At 66.6% G+C, this 16,087-nt stretch carries 11 protein-coding genes; 7 read left to right on the forward strand and 4 right to left on the reverse strand.

Features of this window, described 5'->3' with window-relative positions:
* Positions 1–37: 37 nt before the first annotated feature.
* Genes nadC through nadA form a run of 3 tightly spaced genes read right to left on the reverse strand, consistent with a single transcriptional unit; the run spans position 38 to position 3,648 of the window.
* Positions 38–916: a carboxylating nicotinate-nucleotide diphosphorylase gene (gene nadC, locus NLM25_RS11130; RefSeq protein WP_254136969.1), complete on the reverse strand. Its 879-nt coding sequence runs from the start codon at positions 914–916 to the stop codon at positions 38–40.
* Positions 917–927: 11 nt separating this feature from the next.
* Complete coding sequence (locus tag NLM25_RS11135; protein ID WP_254136970.1) at positions 928–2,532, reverse strand: L-aspartate oxidase; 1,605 nt, start codon at positions 2,530–2,532, stop codon at positions 928–930.
* A gap of 9 nt (positions 2,533–2,541) precedes the next feature.
* Complete coding sequence (nadA, locus tag NLM25_RS11140) at positions 2,542–3,648, reverse strand: quinolinate synthase NadA (RefSeq protein ID WP_254136971.1); 1,107 nt, start codon at positions 3,646–3,648, stop codon at positions 2,542–2,544.
* A gap of 338 nt (positions 3,649–3,986) precedes the next feature.
* Between nadA and NLM25_RS11145 the strand changes: the two genes are divergently transcribed.
* From NLM25_RS11145 to NLM25_RS11175, 7 genes are all read left to right on the forward strand, one after another.
* Positions 3,987–5,240, forward strand: a complete 1,254-nt coding sequence (locus NLM25_RS11145; protein ID WP_254116927.1) for an MFS transporter — start codon at positions 3,987–3,989, stop codon at positions 5,238–5,240.
* A 41-nt stretch (positions 5,241–5,281) separates the two neighbouring features.
* Complete coding sequence (locus tag NLM25_RS11150) at positions 5,282–6,268, forward strand: MDR family oxidoreductase (RefSeq protein WP_254136972.1); 987 nt, start codon at positions 5,282–5,284, stop codon at positions 6,266–6,268.
* Between the two features lie 114 nt (positions 6,269–6,382).
* Positions 6,383–6,970, forward strand: coding sequence for a hypothetical protein (locus tag NLM25_RS11155; RefSeq protein WP_254116929.1), 588 nt, complete (start codon positions 6,383–6,385; stop codon positions 6,968–6,970).
* A gap of 154 nt (positions 6,971–7,124) precedes the next feature.
* A complete protein-coding gene (locus NLM25_RS11160) occupies positions 7,125–7,358 on the forward strand; it encodes a DUF6894 family protein (protein WP_028152150.1) in 234 nt (77 codons plus the stop codon).
* A 229-nt stretch (positions 7,359–7,587) separates the two neighbouring features.
* Complete coding sequence (locus NLM25_RS11165; protein WP_254136973.1) at positions 7,588–9,330, forward strand: methyl-accepting chemotaxis protein; 1,743 nt, start codon at positions 7,588–7,590, stop codon at positions 9,328–9,330.
* A gap of 55 nt (positions 9,331–9,385) precedes the next feature.
* A complete protein-coding gene (locus NLM25_RS11170) occupies positions 9,386–11,356 on the forward strand; it encodes a methyl-accepting chemotaxis protein (RefSeq protein ID WP_254136974.1) in 1,971 nt (656 codons plus the stop codon).
* 282 nt (positions 11,357–11,638) lie between these two features.
* Positions 11,639–13,327, forward strand: coding sequence for a methyl-accepting chemotaxis protein (locus tag NLM25_RS11175; protein WP_254136975.1), 1,689 nt, complete (start codon positions 11,639–11,641; stop codon positions 13,325–13,327).
* Between the two features lie 3 nt (positions 13,328–13,330).
* Here the strand turns inward: NLM25_RS11175 and NLM25_RS11180 are convergent, their stop codons facing one another.
* On the reverse strand, positions 13,331–16,051 hold the full coding sequence (locus NLM25_RS11180) for a DUF2339 domain-containing protein (RefSeq protein ID WP_254136976.1): 2,721 nt from the start codon (positions 16,049–16,051) through the stop codon (positions 13,331–13,333).
* Positions 16,052–16,087 lie beyond the last annotated feature (36 nt).

The following is a 16,087-nucleotide window of genomic DNA, read 5'->3' on the forward strand; positions in this document are numbered from 1 at the left end:
CTCTCCCCGTCAGAACGGGGAGAGGGAAAAGACCGCCTCACGCCTCGATATCCAGCGCACAGTCGAAATTCGGCGCCGAATGCGTCAGCGCGCCTGCCGACGCGTAGTCGACGCCGGTTGCCGCGATCGCCGCGATCGACTCCAGCGTGACGCCGCCTGACGCCTCCAGCTCGAGCCGCCCCTCGTTCATCCGCACTGCTTCGCGCAGCGTCGCAGAATCCATGTTGTCGAGCAGCACGGCGTCCGCGAGGCCAGTGTCGAGGACATCGCGCAATTGCGCCAGCGTATCGACCTCGATCTCAATCTTGACGAGATGCCCCGCATGGGCGCGGGCGCGCTCCAGCACCGGGCGGATGCCGCCGGCGACCGCGATGTGGTTGTCCTTGATCAGGATCGCGTCGTCGAGCCCGAAGCGGTGGTTGAAGCCGCCGCCGCAGCGCACCGCGTATTTCTCCAGCGCCCGCAGCCCCGGCGTGGTCTTGCGCGTGCAACAGATGCGCATCTTCGTGCCTTCGGTGCGGGCGACGTAGTCGGCCGTGAGCGTCGCGACGCCCGAGAGGCGGCCGACGAAGTTCAGCGCCGTGCGCTCTGCCGTGAGGATGGCGCGCGCAGGTCCCGAGATCGTCAGCACGTGCTGGCCGCGCGCAACCCGTGCGGCATCGCGGACCTCTGCGCGCACCGCGATATCGGGCGAGAGCTTTTGCAGCGTTGCCAGCGCCAGCGGCAATCCTGCGATCACGCCGGACTGGCGCGCGACCAGGATCGCCTGCGCCTTAGTCACTTCCGGGATCGTCGCCAGCGAGGTGATGTCGCCGGCGCGGCCGAGATCCTCGTCGAGCGCGCGGTGCACTGCCGCATCGATCGCGAGCGGCGAGAGGAAGGCGTCGGGATAGAGCAGTGAGGTCGGGGTGATCATGGAAAACTCCATCAGGCGATCATGGGTTGGGCGGTGCGCGGCAGCGGACGACCGGTAAGGCCATCGGCCACCTCGCACGCAGCCGCGAGTGTCGTCATCGTTCTTTGCCTCAGCGCAGGGACATCCGCCGGATGGTCGGAGCGGAAATGCGCGCCGCGGCTCTCGCGCCGGGTCCAGGCCGTCGCGGCAACGAGCAGGGCTGTCGTTGCCATGTTGCGCAGCGTGATGTTGCCGGCTTCGCGCTCGGTCGCGGCGAAGCTGCGCACGGCCTCCGCAAGCCCGTCGCCATTGCGGATCACACCGACATGCGTGCTCATCATCGTCCGCAGCCGCGTCACGGCTGAAGCATCAAGCGCAGCGCCGCGCGGTGTCACCAGTGCATCGGGAAGCTGGGCAGGCGCGGGGATGGTCCGGCCGGCGATGTCCTCGGCGATGCGCGCCGCAAAGACCACGGCCTCCAGCAGCGAGTTCGACGCGAGCCGGTTGGCGCCATGCGCGCCGGTGGATGACACTTCGCCGCCGGCCCAGAGCCCGTCGATCGAGCTGCAGCCGCGCGCGTCCACCGCGATGCCTCCCATGTGGTAATGCGCGGCCGGCGCGATCGGGATGACCTGCGTCGCGGGATCGATGCCTGCGGCGATGCAGCTCGCGTGCACCGTTGGAAATTTGTCGGCAAAGCGCGCACCGAGCGCCTGCCGTGCATCGAGGAAGGCGCCGCGGCCGGCCGCGATCTCGGCGAACACGCCGCGCGCCACGATATCGCGGGGCGCGAGCTCGGCGAGCGGATGGCGCGCAAGCATGAAACGTTCGCCATCGCCGTTGATCAGCGTCGCCCCTTCGCCGCGTAGCGCTTCGGTCGCGAGCGGTGCCGGATCGCGCCCGACCATGATGGCGGTCGGATGGAACTGCACGAATTCGGGGTCGGCGATGACGGCGCCGGCGCGGGCAGCAAGCGCAAGACCGGAGCCGCTGGCCTCGATTGGATTGGTGGTGACGGCATAGAGATGGCCGATGCCGCCGGTCGCAAGCACGACCGCGCGTGTGGCGAGCAGGACCGGCCGTGCCGCCGCGTTGCCGGCTTCACGCAACTGAAGGCCGGCGACCGCCCCGTCCTCCGTCAACAGCGCTTCGGCAACGAGACCTTCGATCAGCCGGATCGACGGCGTGCGCCGCACCGCATCGCTCAGGGCCGCGATGATCGCGGCGCCCGCACCGTCGCCGCGCACATGCACGATGCGCCGGGCCGAATGCGCAGCTTCCCGCCCGACCGCGAGCCGGCCTTCGAGATCGCGGTCGAACGGCACGCCGTGGGCGAGCAGGTCATGGATCCGCGGCGCCGCTTCGCGGGCGATGCCGAGCGCGACGGCTTCGTCAACGATGCCGCCGCCGACGGCAATCGTATCCGCGGCATGCGCGTCCGGCGTATCGCCCTCGGCCACCGCGGCGGCGATGCCGCCTTGCGCCCATGCGGACGATGCGCCCTGGCCAAGCGGCGCGGCCGAGATCAGCGTTACCGGCCGCGGCGCGAGTTTGAGTGCGCAAAACAGGCCGGCGAGGCCACCGCCGACGATGACGATGTCGTCGGTGCGGGCGAGGTTGTCGATGTTGTCTTGCATGTTGTGCTTTCAATTCTTCAGATTGATCATCCGCTCGACTGAGCGCTTTGCACGTGCCGCAAGCGCGGGATCGATCGTGACCTCCTCGCGAAGCGTCAGCAGGCTGTCCAGGATGTTGGCGAGGGTGATGCGCTTCATGTGCGGGCAGAGATTGCAGGGGCGCAGCATCTCCACATCGGGCAACTCGGCGCGGACATTATCGGCCATCGAGCATTCCGTGATCATGACCAGCCGCCGCGGCCGCCGCTCGCGCACCCAATTGATCATGTGCGCGGTCGAGCCGGTGAAGTCGGCTTCCGCCAGCACGTCCGGCGGACATTCGGGATGTGCGATGATCTGCACCGACGGATCGGCCTCGCGATAGGCGCGCAACTCCTCGCCGGTAAAGCGCTCGTGCACCTCGCAAGCGCCTTTCCAGGCGATGATCTTCACGTCGGTCTTCGAGGCGACGTAGGTTGCGAGATAGCGGTCGGGCAGGAAGATCACACTCGGCGCGTTCAGGCTCTCGACCACCTGCACCGCGTTCGACGAGGTGCAGCAGATGTCGACCTCCGCTTTCACCTCCGCCGACGTGTTGACGTAGGCGACGACAGGCACGCCGGGAAATTTTTCGCGGAGCAGGCGGACGTCCGCGCCCGTGATGCTGGCCGCAAGCGAGCAGCCCGCGCGCGGATCCGGGATCAGCACCGTCTTGTCCGGATTGAGCAGCTTTGACGTCTCCGCCATGAAGTGCACGCCGCACTGGACGATGATGCCCGCCTTCACCTTGGTGGCTTCGACCGCGAGCTGAAGCGAGTCGCCGCCGATGTCGGCGACGCAATGAAAGATCTCCGGCGCCTGATAGTTGTGCGCGAGGATCACCGCGCCCCGGGCCTGCTTCAGCTCGTTGATCGCCTTGATCGTCGGCGCCATCAGGGGCCACTCGATTGCGGGGATCACGTGCTTGACGCGCTCGTAGAGCGGGGCGGTGGCTTGCGCGACTTCCTCCGTCCATTCCAGCGAAGGCATCGGCAGCGCGGGCGCCGTTTGCGTCGGCGCCGCGCGAGCGGGCGCGGTGGTTTGGCCCTGCGGCCGGCCTGTAAAGTCGTCGGGGCCGTAAATTCCAGTGATCGGCATCGAAGCCTCCCGTCCATGTCTATTATGCTCGATATGAGTATATATGCGGCCTGAGAAATCCGGCCGAGAGGGCCGGTGGGTATCGCCAGAGCTTACATATACTCAATTTGAGTAGATCAAAGATAACACGTGACTGGAGAGGTTGCTAGGCCCCAGCACACACATTCCCGTCAAGTCGCCACGCGCGTCAGGCATCACCGCAGGGAAACGCAATGCTCCCGCGGGAGCCCTTCGTGGAACGCAACCATTTTTGACTTGGGGTTTTCATGCATTTGCATTAAACGCCTGATCAGCGGTTGCCTATCCCGGATCCGCCAGCGACTGACACGAGGAACACCATGTCCACTCAAGCGGGCGAGCTCGGTCCGGCCTCACGTTCCTCCTCCTGGCGTACTCCGGCGATCATCATTCTCTGCGGCTGTGCGATCGGCATGCTCGGCTTCGGCCCGCGTTCGGCGCTGGGCTTCTTCGTGCAGCCGATGAGCCACGAATTCGCATGGGGCCGCGACGTGTTCGGCCTTGCGATCGCAGTGCAGAACCTGCTGTGGGGATTGGGCCAGCCCTTCGCCGGGGCCGTCGCCGACCGCTTCGGCCTGTTCCGCGTGATGTGCGTCGGCGCGCTGCTCTATGCCGGCGGCCTGCTCTTGATGCGCTATTCCTCGACGCCGCTGTCGCTCAATTTGGGTGCGGGCGTGATGGTCGGCTTCGGTCTCGCCGGCTGCTCGTTCAACCTGGTGCTGTCGGCGTTCAGCAAGCTCCTGCCGGCGGAGAAGCGCGGCCTTGCGCTCGGCGCCGGCACCGCGGCGGGCTCGTTCGGGCAATTCCTGTTCGCGCCGATCGGCGTGGCGCTGATCGACAATTTCGGCTGGCAGCAGGCACTCACCGTGTTCGGTTTCCTGATGCTGCTGATCATCCCGCTGTCGCTGGCGCTCTCGACGCCGCCGGTCGCAACCACGGCCAACGCTGCGCCGGCGGATGAGCAGACCTTCACGAAGGCGCTCGCGGAAGCCTTTGGTCATCGCTCCTATGTGCTGCTGGTGCTCGGCTTCTTCACCTGCGGCTTCCAGCTCGCTTTCATCACCGTGCATCTGCCGGCGTTTCTGGTCGATCGCGGCATCTCGACGCAAACCGGCGGCTGGGTGATCGCGGCGATCGGCCTGTTCAACATCATGGGATCGCTGAGCGTCGGCTATCTCCAGAACTCGCTGCCGAAGCGCTATATTCTCTCCACGATCTATTTCACGCGCGCGCTTGCGACGCTCGCCTTCATCTCGTTCCCGATCACGCCGTTCTCGGCGATCGCGTTCGGTGCGGTCTCCGGCCTGACCTGGCTGTCGACGGTGCCGCCGACATCGGCGCTGGTGGCGCTGATGTTCGGCACGCGCTGGCTCGCCACGCTCTATGGCTTCGCTTTCGTCAGCCATCAGGTCGGCGGCTTCCTCGGCGTCTTTCTCGGCGGCATCGTGTTCGAAAAGTTCGGTTCCTATACGCCGATCTGGTGGCTCTCGATCCTGTTCGGCGTGCTCTCCGCGCTGATCAATCTTCCGATCGTGGAGAAACCCGTCGCACGAGCGGTTGCGCAGCCTGCCTGATCGGCTAAACATCCCCGACAAACAAGTCAGGGAGTTCAGTCGTGGCCACATTCAAGGCGATCCGGATCGACAAGGCGGACAAGGGCACCACTGCGCAGCTGGCGCAGTTCGACGAAGCCGAGCTGATGGATGGCGATGTCACCGTCCGGGTGGAATGGTCGACGCTGAACTACAAGGACGGCCTCGCGCTCACCGGCAAGGCGCCGGTGGTACGCCGCTTCCCGATGATCGCCGGCATCGATTTCGCCGGCACGGTTGAAACCTCCTCCCATCCGCAATGGAAGGCAGGCGACAAGGTCGTCTGCACCGGCTGGGGCATGGGCGAGACCCATCTCGGCGCCTATGCCGAGAAGGCACGGGTCAAGGGCGACTGGCTGGTCGCTCTGCCGCAGGGCCTGTCCGCACGTGACGCCATGGCGATTGGCACCGCCGGCTTCACCGCGATGCTGTCGGTGCTGGCGCTGGAGAAGCACGGCCTGTCGCCGAAGAGCGGCCCCGTGGTGGTCACGGGCGCGGCCGGCGGCGTCGGTTCGGTCGCCACCGCTGTGCTGTCCAAGCTCGGCTATCACGTCATCGCCTCGACCGGCCGCGCCTCGGAAGCCGACTATTTGAAGGAGATCGGTGCTGCCGAAGTCATCGACCGCAACGAATTGTCGGGGGCGGCCAAGCCTCTTGCCAAGGAGCGCTGGGCGGGCGGCGTGGACAGCGTCGGATCGACCACGCTCGCGAATCTCCTGTCGATGACGAAGTACGGCGGGGCGATCGCCGCCTGCGGCCTGGCGGCCGGCATGGACCTGCCGTCTTCTGTCGCACCCTTCATTTTGCGCGGGGTGTGCCTTCTCGGCATCGATTCGGTGATGTGCCCGATCGAGCCGCGGAAAGCCGCCTGGCAGCGTCTGGCCTCCGATCTGGATCGGACAAAACTATCTGAAATTACTCACGAAATTTCGATCGAGGACGTTGCGGAGTGGGGCGCGAAAATCCTGGCCGGCCAGGTCCGCGGCCGCATCGTGGTAAAAATTGTCTAACGGCGTTCAGACTTTACCAACCAAGCTGCTTCAATGTCGCCATGGTTAGTATGGTAAGCAGCGGGTAAAGAGATAAGGCATAGCCCGCTGCGGGGGTTTGGTTCGGAGTTGAGCATGCTTGCGCGTATTGTGTTGGGGGCTGTCACGGCGGCAGCGACGTTTGCGCCGGCCATTGCTGGAAGCATGAACGCTGACGAGGCCCGCCGCTTCGTCGCCGGCAAGGTGTTCGCTTTCACCTGTTTCGACGGCACCCGCGGCGCAGGCCGCATCCTGGACGACCTCGGTGCCGCCGGCGCGGTGCAGTTCTCGGGCGCAGGCCCGGTGAAGCATCTCCGCCTTCCCGGCAACACGCTCCAGATCCGCGGCCAGAACGTCTGCGCCTCGATCAAGGGCATTCCGTTCGAGCCCTGCTTCAACCTGGAAAAGACCGACGATCGCAGTTTCCGCGGCTCGGTGTCGGGCATGGGCTTCGCCTATTGCGACTTCCACCACCAGGGCGGCAACCAGATGCTGATGGCGCGTGCCGCAGCGCGTCCGCGTTCGCTGCGCTCTTCGGAGCACACCGGTTCGGTCGGTGCGTCCAATACCGAAGTGGCCGCGCGCGTCGAGACCCCGCGCGTCGAGAGCAGCCGCCTCGAGCCGGTGAAGTCGGAACCCGCGAAGATCGAGGCTCCCCTGGAGCTGCGCCGCTCCACCCAGTGAGCCGGCTGCGCGGGACCGCCCGCGCGTCCTGTCGTTGAAAACCATCATCGATCACGAAGCCGCTGCGCCGTAGTCATACGGACGGCGGCTTTCATGCGTTGGTAGCGACTCGCGCCCCAGTTTGCGGACGGCCGGGGGGCGCAAGGGTCTTACGATGTCGCTGTATTTCTTCCGCATCAGTACCGGCCGCTATTCCGGCGCCGCCGACCAGCCGTACGAGTTCGAGGATCGCGCCGCCGCCTGGGCCGAGATGAGCGAGGTCTGCGCCAACCTGCTCGGCAGCATCGCGCGCAACCTGAAGCCGAATGCGAAGTGGAGCATGGAGCTGCTCGACGAGAACAAGAAGCCGGTGTTCCGTGTCAGCCTGGTCGGCGAGACGGTGTGCTGACGACCGCGAACGGGCAGCCGCGTTAACGGACGCCAGCGCTTGCAAATCCGCGAGGCGCCAATTCCCTGCACGTGAAAAGTGCGCAAGTCCGGTGGTTTGAGCGGCGTTTCCAGTATTTCTACCTAGGCCGCCAGCGCGCTCTCTTAACGTTAATGAGGAACCTCGCGTCTAGTCTTCCCAAGCTGTTCACGCGCGTCGGCGCGACAATGCGTATCCCGGGAAGATTTCGATGTCGTTCATTCAGAACCTGCGAATTGGCACCAAGCTCGCCGTGACCTCGGCACTGACCATCGCGCTCGTCGCGTTGATGATCTTCCTCCAGATGAACGGGGGCACCGAGGTCCAGAAGCTCAGCAATGCCGCATCGGGACAGCAGGCGATCGCGCAAAACGCCGCGGAAGCCAAGGCCTCGGTGCGTGGGATGCAGATCGGCATTCGTGACATCCTGACCTCCACTTCGCCGGCCGAGATGCAGAAGGCCGTCACCTATTTTGGCGATCGGCAGACTGCGGCCCTGAAATTCGCGGGCGAGATGGCGAAGCTGTCGCACTCGCCGGAGAACCACAAGCGGATCGACCGCCTGATCGTCTTGATCGGCAATTTCGGCAAAGGCCAGCAGCAGATCGAAGCGATCCGCAAGCAGGAGCTCGCCCTGGGCACGAAGAAGGACGGCGAAGCGGCAGCGTCGCTCGCAAAGCTCGTGGCCGAGGTCGACCGCATCCGCAAGGAGATGCTGGCGCCGATCAATGAAGAGATATCGGAGCTGACCAACGAGATCACGAACTTTGCCAAGCAGAAGAGCGCCGAAGCGCGCACCGAGGCCGAAGCTGAGGCCGCGTCGGTCGCGCGAACCTCGTTCGTCGCAGGCTTGCTGGTCGCGCTGGTTCTGATCGGAGCATGCATCTTCTCGGTCTTCAGCATCGCGCGGCCCATGCGCGCGTTGACGACGGCGATGGAGAGGCTCGCCGGCGGCGACTTCTCGGTGGTGCTGCCGGGCCTCGGCCGCAAGGACGAGGTCGGCGAGGTCGCCGGTGCCGTCGAAAAATTCAAGATCGTGTCCGAACAGAAGGCGCGGGAGGACGCGGAAGCCAAGATGCGGCAGGATCAGCTCGCGGCCGAGCAGCGCAAGTCAGAGATGCGCAGGCTCGCCGACAGCTTCGAGGGCGCCGTCGGCGAGATCGTCGGTACGGTGTCATCGGCTTCGACCGAGCTTGAAGCATCCGCGACCACGCTCACCTCGACCGCGGAGCGCACGCAGCAGCTCACCACGGTGGTCGCGGCCGCGTCCGAAGAGGCCTCCACCAACGTGCAGTCGGTGGCGTCGGCAACGGAAGAGCTGTCCTCGTCGATCACCGAGATCAGCCGCCAGGTGCAGGAATCCGCGCGTGTGGCGAGCGAAGCCGTCGGCCAGGCTCGCACCACCACCGAGCGCGTCAGCGAGCTGTCGAAGGCGGCGACGCGGATCGGCGATGTGGTGGAGCTGATCAACACCATCGCCGGCCAGACCAACCTGCTGGCGCTCAACGCCACGATCGAGGCCGCGCGCGCCGGCGAAGCGGGCCGCGGTTTTGCCGTGGTCGCCTCCGAAGTCAAGGCGCTCGCCGAGCAGACCGCGAAGGCGACCGGCGAGATCGGCCAGCAGATTGCCGGCATCCAGGCCGCAACCGAGCAATCGGTCGGCGCCATCAGGGACATCAGCGACACCATCGAGAAGCTCTCGGAGATCTCCTCGACCATCGCGGCCGCGGTGGAAGAGCAGGGCGCGGCGACGCAGGAAATCTCCCGCAACGTGCAGCAGGCCGCGGAGGGCACCCATCAGGTGTCGTCCAACATCACCGACGTGCAACGCGGCGCGAGCGAGACCGGTTCGGCGTCGTCGCAGGTGCTGGCGGCGGCGCAGTCGTTGTCCGGCGACAGCAATCGCCTCAAGCTCGAGGTCGGCAAGTTCCTCGGCACCGTGCGCGCCGCCTGACGGCGGCCGTCCTTATTGAATCATCCGCCCACTGCAACGTATTGGAGCACATTCAATGAGCGGCCCTTCCATTCGCCTCACCCACAAGGTCATGGCGATCGGACTGTTCGGACTGTTGGGTCTCGTCGTCTTCGGCGCGATCTACCAGATCGGCAGCCTCTCCCAGGACGGTTCCCGCGACGTTGCCAACCGGGCTCGTGCGATCGCCGACCTCAACAAGCAGATCTCGATCGAGATGCTGGAGGCCCGCCGCAACGAGAAGAATTTTCAGCAGCGTCGCAACGAGAGCTACGCCAAGGCGCATGCCGAGCTGATCGGGCCGATCAACCGCGATTTCGACGAGGTGGAGCGCCTGATGGCGGCGGGCGGCATGAACGCGCTGTCAAGCCGGATGAAGCAGGTTCAGGACGGCTTCAAGCGTTACACTGCGGATTTCAACGCGCTGGTCGCTGCCGAGACCAGACTCGGCCTGAACGAGACGCTCGGCCTGTCCGGCTCGCTTCGCAGTGCCGTGCACGACATCGAGGCCAAGCTGAAGGAGATCGACGATCCCAGGTCGACGACCTGGATGCTGATGATGCGCCGGCACGAGAAGGACTTCATGCTGCGCCGCGATCCAAAATACATTGCCGAGGTGAAGAAGGCCGGGGTCGAATTCTCCAGTGCGATCGAGGTCGTTGCAGTCTCCGAGGCGGAGATGAACGACATCAAGGCCAAGCTCCGGAAATACCAGTCCGAGTTCGCGGCCTGGGCTGAGGCCGCACAGCAGAGCGCGGCCTATGACGCCAGCATGATGAAGACTTTCCGCGAGGTCGAGCCTGTGATGGTCGAGGTGCGGACCGCCGTCGATGCTATGTACAGACAGGCCGACGCCGCTGAAGCTGCAACCCGCGACGCCGTCCGCTTCTGGATGCTCGTCGCCTTCGGCGTCACCGTCGTCGTGCTCGCCGCCGTCGGCTTTCTCCTTGGGCGCTCGATCTCGAAGGCGCTTGCCGCGATGGTCGATGCGATGACGCGGCTTGCGCGTGGTGAGCTTTCGATTTCCGTTCCCGGCGTCGGGCGCAAGGACGAGATCGGCGAGATGGCCGGTGCGGTCGAGGTGTTCAGGACCAACATGGCGGAGGCCGAGCGGCTGCGCACGGAGCAGGCCGAAGCCGACGCGCGCGGGCGCGAGCGGCGGCAGGCGGACATGCAGCGCCTCGCCGATGGGTTCGAAGGCGCGGTCGGCGAGATCATCGAGACCGTGTCGTCGGCGGCAACCGAGCTCGAGGCGTCCTCCAACACGCTGACGCAGGCCGCCGAGCGCGGTAACGGGCTTGCCACGGCCGTGGCAGCAGCCTCGGAGGAGGCGTCCGCGAACGTGCAGTCGGTGTCGGCCGCGAGCGAGGAGATGACCACATCGATCTCCGAGATCAGCCGCCAGGTCCAGGAATCGGCCCGCGTCGCCGATGCCGCGGTGGAACAGGCCCAGCGCACCAATGCGCGCGTCGCCGAGCTGACGAAGGCGGCAGGCCGCATCGGCGATGTCGTCGAGCTGATCAACACCATTGCCAGCCAGACCAATCTACTGGCGCTGAATGCCACGATCGAGGCGGCGCGGGCGGGCGAGGCCGGCAAGGGCTTTGCGGTGGTCGCGACCGAAGTGAAGGCGCTCGCCGAGCAGACCGCGAAGGCCACCGGCGAGATCAGCCAGCACATCGGCGCGATCCAGACCGCGACGCAGGACTCGGTCGGTGCGATCAAGGAGATCGGCGACACCATCGCGCGGATGTCGGAGATTTCCTCGGCCATCGCCGCGGCGGTGGAAGAGCAGGGCGCCGCGACGCAGGAGATCTCCCGCAACATCCAGCATGCCGCGCACGGCACCTCGGAGGTGTCGGCGAATATCGGCGACGTCCAGCGCGGCGCCGGCGAGACCGGGGCGGCGTCGGCCCAGGTGCATTCGGCGGCGCAATCGCTCTCGCAGGAGAGCAACCGTCTGAAGAGCGAAGTCGCGCGCTTCCTGGAGTCGGTCCGGGCGGCCTGACGTCGTCAGCCGCCTTGCTCAAATTGATCGTCGGTGCGCTGGCGAGGCGTTGCGCGATCTCCGCTGCACTGCAACGCATGATTGCGAAACATATAATATTGGCGATAGCGAATTCCGTAGTTCCACGTAGGTTCCTGTTAACGCCTGTTTGCAACTATGTGCGCAATCTTACGGGATAAGAACCAGCCAGCATTGTTGGAATGACCAACGCCCTGTCGTCCGTCGTGACGATGGCGGCGCAGGTGGTTTGCGCGTTGCCAGGTATCATCGGGATTTATCGTGATGTCGAAGTTGTCGATCGTCTTCAAGCTTCTGACCGTGTTGTCGGTTCTCGTGCTCACGCTCGCCGGCGTCGGCGTGATGGCGATCGGCACCATGCAGAACATCAACTCTCACACCGTCGAGATCGCGGAGAGCTGGCTGCCGAGCGTACGCGCGCTCGGCTCGCTTCGCGCCGACATCAACGAGCTGCGCGTCGCGCTTCGCCTGCACCTGATGCAGGAAACCACCGAGGGCAAGGATGCCGCCGAGAAGCGCCTCGCCTCGTTGCGCGAGCGCATCGACCAGACGCGCAAGGTCTACGAGCCGCTGATCACCTCGGCCGAGGAGCGCTCGCTCTATGAGCAATGGACCAAGGCGTGGGCCGAATATCTGAACGGCGTGCAGGACGTCATGGCGCTGTCCCGCAAGGGCGCCGGCCGCTTCCCGGCCGATGCCAACGAGCTGTTGCAGACCAAGGTCGCGAAGATGGCCCAGGCGGCCGATCCATTGCTTCAGACGGGCATCGAGCTCAACAACAAGGGCGCCGAGCTGGAGACGAAGCAGGCGGCCGACAGCTACGCCACGATCTTCCGCGTGCTGGTCGGCATCATCGTGTTCTCGGTCGTGATCGCGATCGGTGCCGCCTATTATCTCGTGCGCGACGTTTCTCGTGGTATCGCTTCGATCATCCGTCCGATGCAGTCGCTCGGCGAGGGCGACCTCTCGGCCGAGGTGCCGCATCGTGGCGAGAAGACCGAGATCGGCGCGATGGCTGACGCGCTCCAGATCTTCAAGCAAGCGCTGATCGCCAAGAAGGCCGCCGACGAGGCGGCCGCAGCCGATGCCGAGGCCAAGATCGAACGCGGTCGCCGCGTCGACGCCATCACCCGCAAATTCGAGGCCATGATCGGCGAGGTCGTCGGCACCGTGTCGTCGGCCTCGACCGAGCTCGAGGCCTCCGCGACCACGCTGACCAATACGGCGCAGCGCGGGCAGGAGCTTGCGACCGTGGTCGCCGCGGCGTCCGAGGAAGCCTCCACCAACGTCCAGGCGGTGGCGTCGGCTTCGGAGGAGCTGTCGTCCTCGATCACCGAGATCAGCCGCCGCGTGCAGGATTCGGCGCGGATGGCCGCGGAGGCCGTCGAACAGGCCACGCGGACCAACGACCGCGTCAACGCGCTGTCGCAGGCGGCCTCGCGCATCGGCGACGTCGTTGAGCTGATCAACACCATCGCAGGGCAGACCAACCTGCTCGCGCTCAACGCCACCATCGAGGCGGCGCGTGCCGGTGAAGCCGGCCGCGGCTTCGCGGTCGTCGCCTCCGAGGTCAAGGCGCTGGCCGAGCAGACCGCGAAAGCCACCGGCGAGATCGGGGCGCAGGTCTCCGGGATTCAGGCCGCGACGCAGGAATCCGTCAGCGCCATCCAGGAGATCGGCGGCACCATCGAGCGGCTGTCCGAGGTGTCGGCGGCGATCGCAGCCGCCGTCGAGGAACAGGGCGCGGCCACGCAGGAGATCTCGCGCAACGTGCAGCAGGCTTCGGTCGGCACGCAGGAGGTCTCGATGAACATCACCGACGTGCAGCGCGGCGCGATCGAGACCGGCTCGGCCTCGACGGAGGTGCTGTCGGCGGCGAAATCGCTGGCGACCGACAGCACGCGGCTCAAGGTCGAGGTCGCGCAGTTCCTGGAGTCGGTCCGCGCGGCCTGATCCTCAACTGCTCGTCTGCGGAGCCGGCGGCGGTGCGACCTGCCGCCGGAACAGGATGCGCTGGTAGAGCCAGCCGATCGCGACCAGCACGATGCCGAGGCACATGAACGACAGCGCGCGGTAGACGCCCGTCAGCGTCGACATGTCGATCACGAAGGCCTTCAGGATCGTCAGCGCGATCACCGCGGCCGACGCCAGCCGCGCCCGCTCCGAGTTGACGAGAATGCCGACGCCGAGCAGCAGCACGCCGAAGGCGAGCCAACCGATCGAATAGGTGTACTGCTCCGCGCCCGTCGTCGGTCCGGTCGCGAGGATCGGGCCGTGATAGAAGCGGCGGATCTCCAGCGTGACATAGGCGAGCGCGAACAGCAGCGCGCCGCCGGCGATCGTGTTGGCGTAGACCTTGCCGCGCTGGCCGACCACTGCATAGGAGAGCAGCAACATCAGCACTGCCGGCAGCGCATAGCCGAGCAACAGCAGGTTGAACACGGCGCCGCCGACGTTGACGCTCCAGATCAGCGGGTTTTCCAGGATCAGCAGGCCGAACACGCTGACGAGCCCGGCAATCGCCGTAAGCACGACCGCGCCGACATTGTGAACGATGCTGCCGCTCCTCAGTCGCAGCCGTTCCAGCCCGATCGCCATGGCGAGCGCGACGCAGACTTGCAGCGCGAACTCGAGCAGCGACGGCGCGGCCGTCATGCGGCCGCCGGTGGCGAGATGCCGGATCTCCATGAAGGCGAGCAGCGCGGTGAACAGGATCGCCGCGGTCTCCACCATGCGCAGCGGCGCATCGTCGCCGCGGCGGCGCAGGAACATGCTCGCCGCCCAGAACGAGGCCGCCGGCAGGCCGTAGCCCCACAACAGCCAGTTGAAGATCGGCGTGGTGCCGACGGCGTCGCCGACGATGCGCGGATCATAGCCGATGCGCGCAGTGACGATGGCGGCGAAGACGGCGGCGAGCCAGCGCAGGAACGGGATCGGCCGCTGCATCGAGATCCAGGCGGTGCCGAGCGACATCAGCGCGAGCGCAATCGTGAGCCAGCCCTTCTCCAGCGCGAAGGTCAGTGCCAGCGCCAGCGCGCCGAGCGTGCCGGTCGCGAACAGGGCGGTGGAGATCATGGCGCCCGGCCGGGTCTCGCGGCGCGTCAGCGCTTCGGTCGCAGCGCCAAAGGCGGCGGCGAGCAGCACCGCGAGGATCGCGAACGGGATCGAGCGGTCGAGATGGGCGATGCGCGCGTAGAGCGCAACGAGGATCGCGATCGGGGTGGCGACCGCTGCCGCCGACCACACCACCGGGATGATCGCCGAGTTCGACCGGCCCTGCGCGAAGAAGCCCGCGAGGCCGAAACCGGCGGCGAAGATCGCAGCCATCACCAGATGCAGCGTGACTGAGCTGTCAGTCGCAACCGGCCCGACGCCGGGCATCGGGCCGCCCGGCAGCACCAGCATGTCCGGATTGGCGCGCACCGCCCATTCGGCGAACACGATGAAGACGGTCGCGGCCGCGGCGCCCAGCGCGCCCGTGGCGGACGGCGCACGCCAGGCGACGAACAGCGTCGCACCGACCAGAAGCGTGAAGGCGATCAGCGCAAGATCCGCATGCGCGCTCGACAGCACGATCAGCATCGCGCCGAACAGATAGGCGCCGAGCGAGCTCGACGACACCGGTTCGATCTCGCCGTCCTCGATGGTGGGGCCGAACATGAAGCCGCAGACCACGAGCAGCGCGGCCAGCACGAAACCCGCGATGACATGGAAGGCGTGCGGCGCGACCTGCAGCTCGCTGGTATCGAGCCCCGGGAAGATCCAGAGCACGGCGAAGGCGATGGTCGTGACCGCGAGCCAGCGCCACAGCCGGATGCGCGCGAGGCCGAAGCTCGCGGCGGTGACGATCGCAAGATAGATGTAGAGCGCCCAATAATCCGGCTTGCCGCTGGAGACGAGGATCGGCGTCACGAACGCGCCGACCACGCCGAGGCCCGCGAGCGCGGGCCCGTGCAGCAGTGCCGCGGCGAGCGTGCCCATCGCGACGATGCCGAGCAGCACGAAGGCGGTCGCGGGCACGAGGAAGCCGTAGAGTGCGTAGGCGGCATAGATCGTTGCGAACGCCACCGCCGTTCCGGCCGCGGTGAGGATCGCGGGGATGTTGGCGATCGGCAGCGCGGCGATGTTGGAAATGCTCTCCTTGCGCCGCGACCACTCGCCGGCACCGAGCAGCGCGGCTGCGAACAGGCCACCGAGGAACACGCGCACGCCGGGACCGACGAGGCCGGCCTCGATCGAATAGCGCACCATGAAGAAGCCGCCGAGCGCGAGCGCAAGGCCGCCGATCCATACCACCCAGCGGGTGCCGAGCCGCTCCTCGAAGCCAGGCTCTCTAGAATCAGCTGCCGGCGCGGGCAGGGGCGGCGGCGCATCGGCCTCGGTGCTTGCTTCGAGCGGAGGCGGGGAAACCGCTTCGGTGACGAGCGGAGGCGGCGCTGCCTCTGCTTCGGGTGCGAGCGGCGGCGGTTCGGCGGGCGTCGTCGCGGGCGCTTCAGCCTCGACGACCTGTGCAGGCATCAGCGGCGGCGGCTGCACGGTCCGCTGCGCGTAAAACATCTCTTCGAGTGAGCTCAGCCGGCGGCGCAGCTCGGCCGCCTGGCTGGAAGCCTTGATCGCGATCAGGAAGGCGATGATCGCAATGATCAGCGCAAAGACGTCAAACGGGCCGTCGAACATGAAGCCTCCAGGCAATCGGCGGGCAGGGGCCGGTCG

Origin of the sequence: Bradyrhizobium sp. CCGB01, assembly GCF_024199795.1 — a bacterium.
Taxonomy (GTDB): Bacteria; Pseudomonadota; Alphaproteobacteria; order Rhizobiales; family Xanthobacteraceae; genus Bradyrhizobium.

What these genes read in the sequence shown, in the direction of transcription:
- NLM25_RS11145 (WP_254116927.1), top strand. Translation starts at nt 3,987, where the DNA reads ATGTCCACTCAAGCGGGCGAGCTCGGTCCGGCCTCACGTTCCTCCTCC.
- nadC (WP_254136969.1), bottom strand. Translation starts at nt 916, where the DNA reads ATGATCACCCCGACCTCACTGCTCTATCCCGACGCCTTCCTCTCGCCG.
- NLM25_RS11160 (WP_028152150.1), top strand. Translation starts at nt 7,125, where the DNA reads ATGTCGCTGTATTTCTTCCGCATCAGTACCGGCCGCTATTCCGGCGCC.
- NLM25_RS11175 (WP_254136975.1), top strand. Translation starts at nt 11,639, where the DNA reads ATGTCGAAGTTGTCGATCGTCTTCAAGCTTCTGACCGTGTTGTCGGTT.
- NLM25_RS11165 (WP_254136973.1), top strand. Translation starts at nt 7,588, where the DNA reads ATGTCGTTCATTCAGAACCTGCGAATTGGCACCAAGCTCGCCGTGACC.
- nadA (WP_254136971.1), bottom strand. Translation starts at nt 3,648, where the DNA reads ATGCCGATCACTGGAATTTACGGCCCCGACGACTTTACAGGCCGGCCG.
- NLM25_RS11155 (WP_254116929.1), top strand. Translation starts at nt 6,383, where the DNA reads ATGCTTGCGCGTATTGTGTTGGGGGCTGTCACGGCGGCAGCGACGTTT.
- NLM25_RS11180 (WP_254136976.1), bottom strand. Translation starts at nt 16,051, where the DNA reads ATGTTCGACGGCCCGTTTGACGTCTTTGCGCTGATCATTGCGATCATC.
- NLM25_RS11170 (WP_254136974.1), top strand. Translation starts at nt 9,386, where the DNA reads ATGAGCGGCCCTTCCATTCGCCTCACCCACAAGGTCATGGCGATCGGA.
- NLM25_RS11135 (WP_254136970.1), bottom strand. Translation starts at nt 2,532, where the DNA reads ATGCAAGACAACATCGACAACCTCGCCCGCACCGACGACATCGTCATC.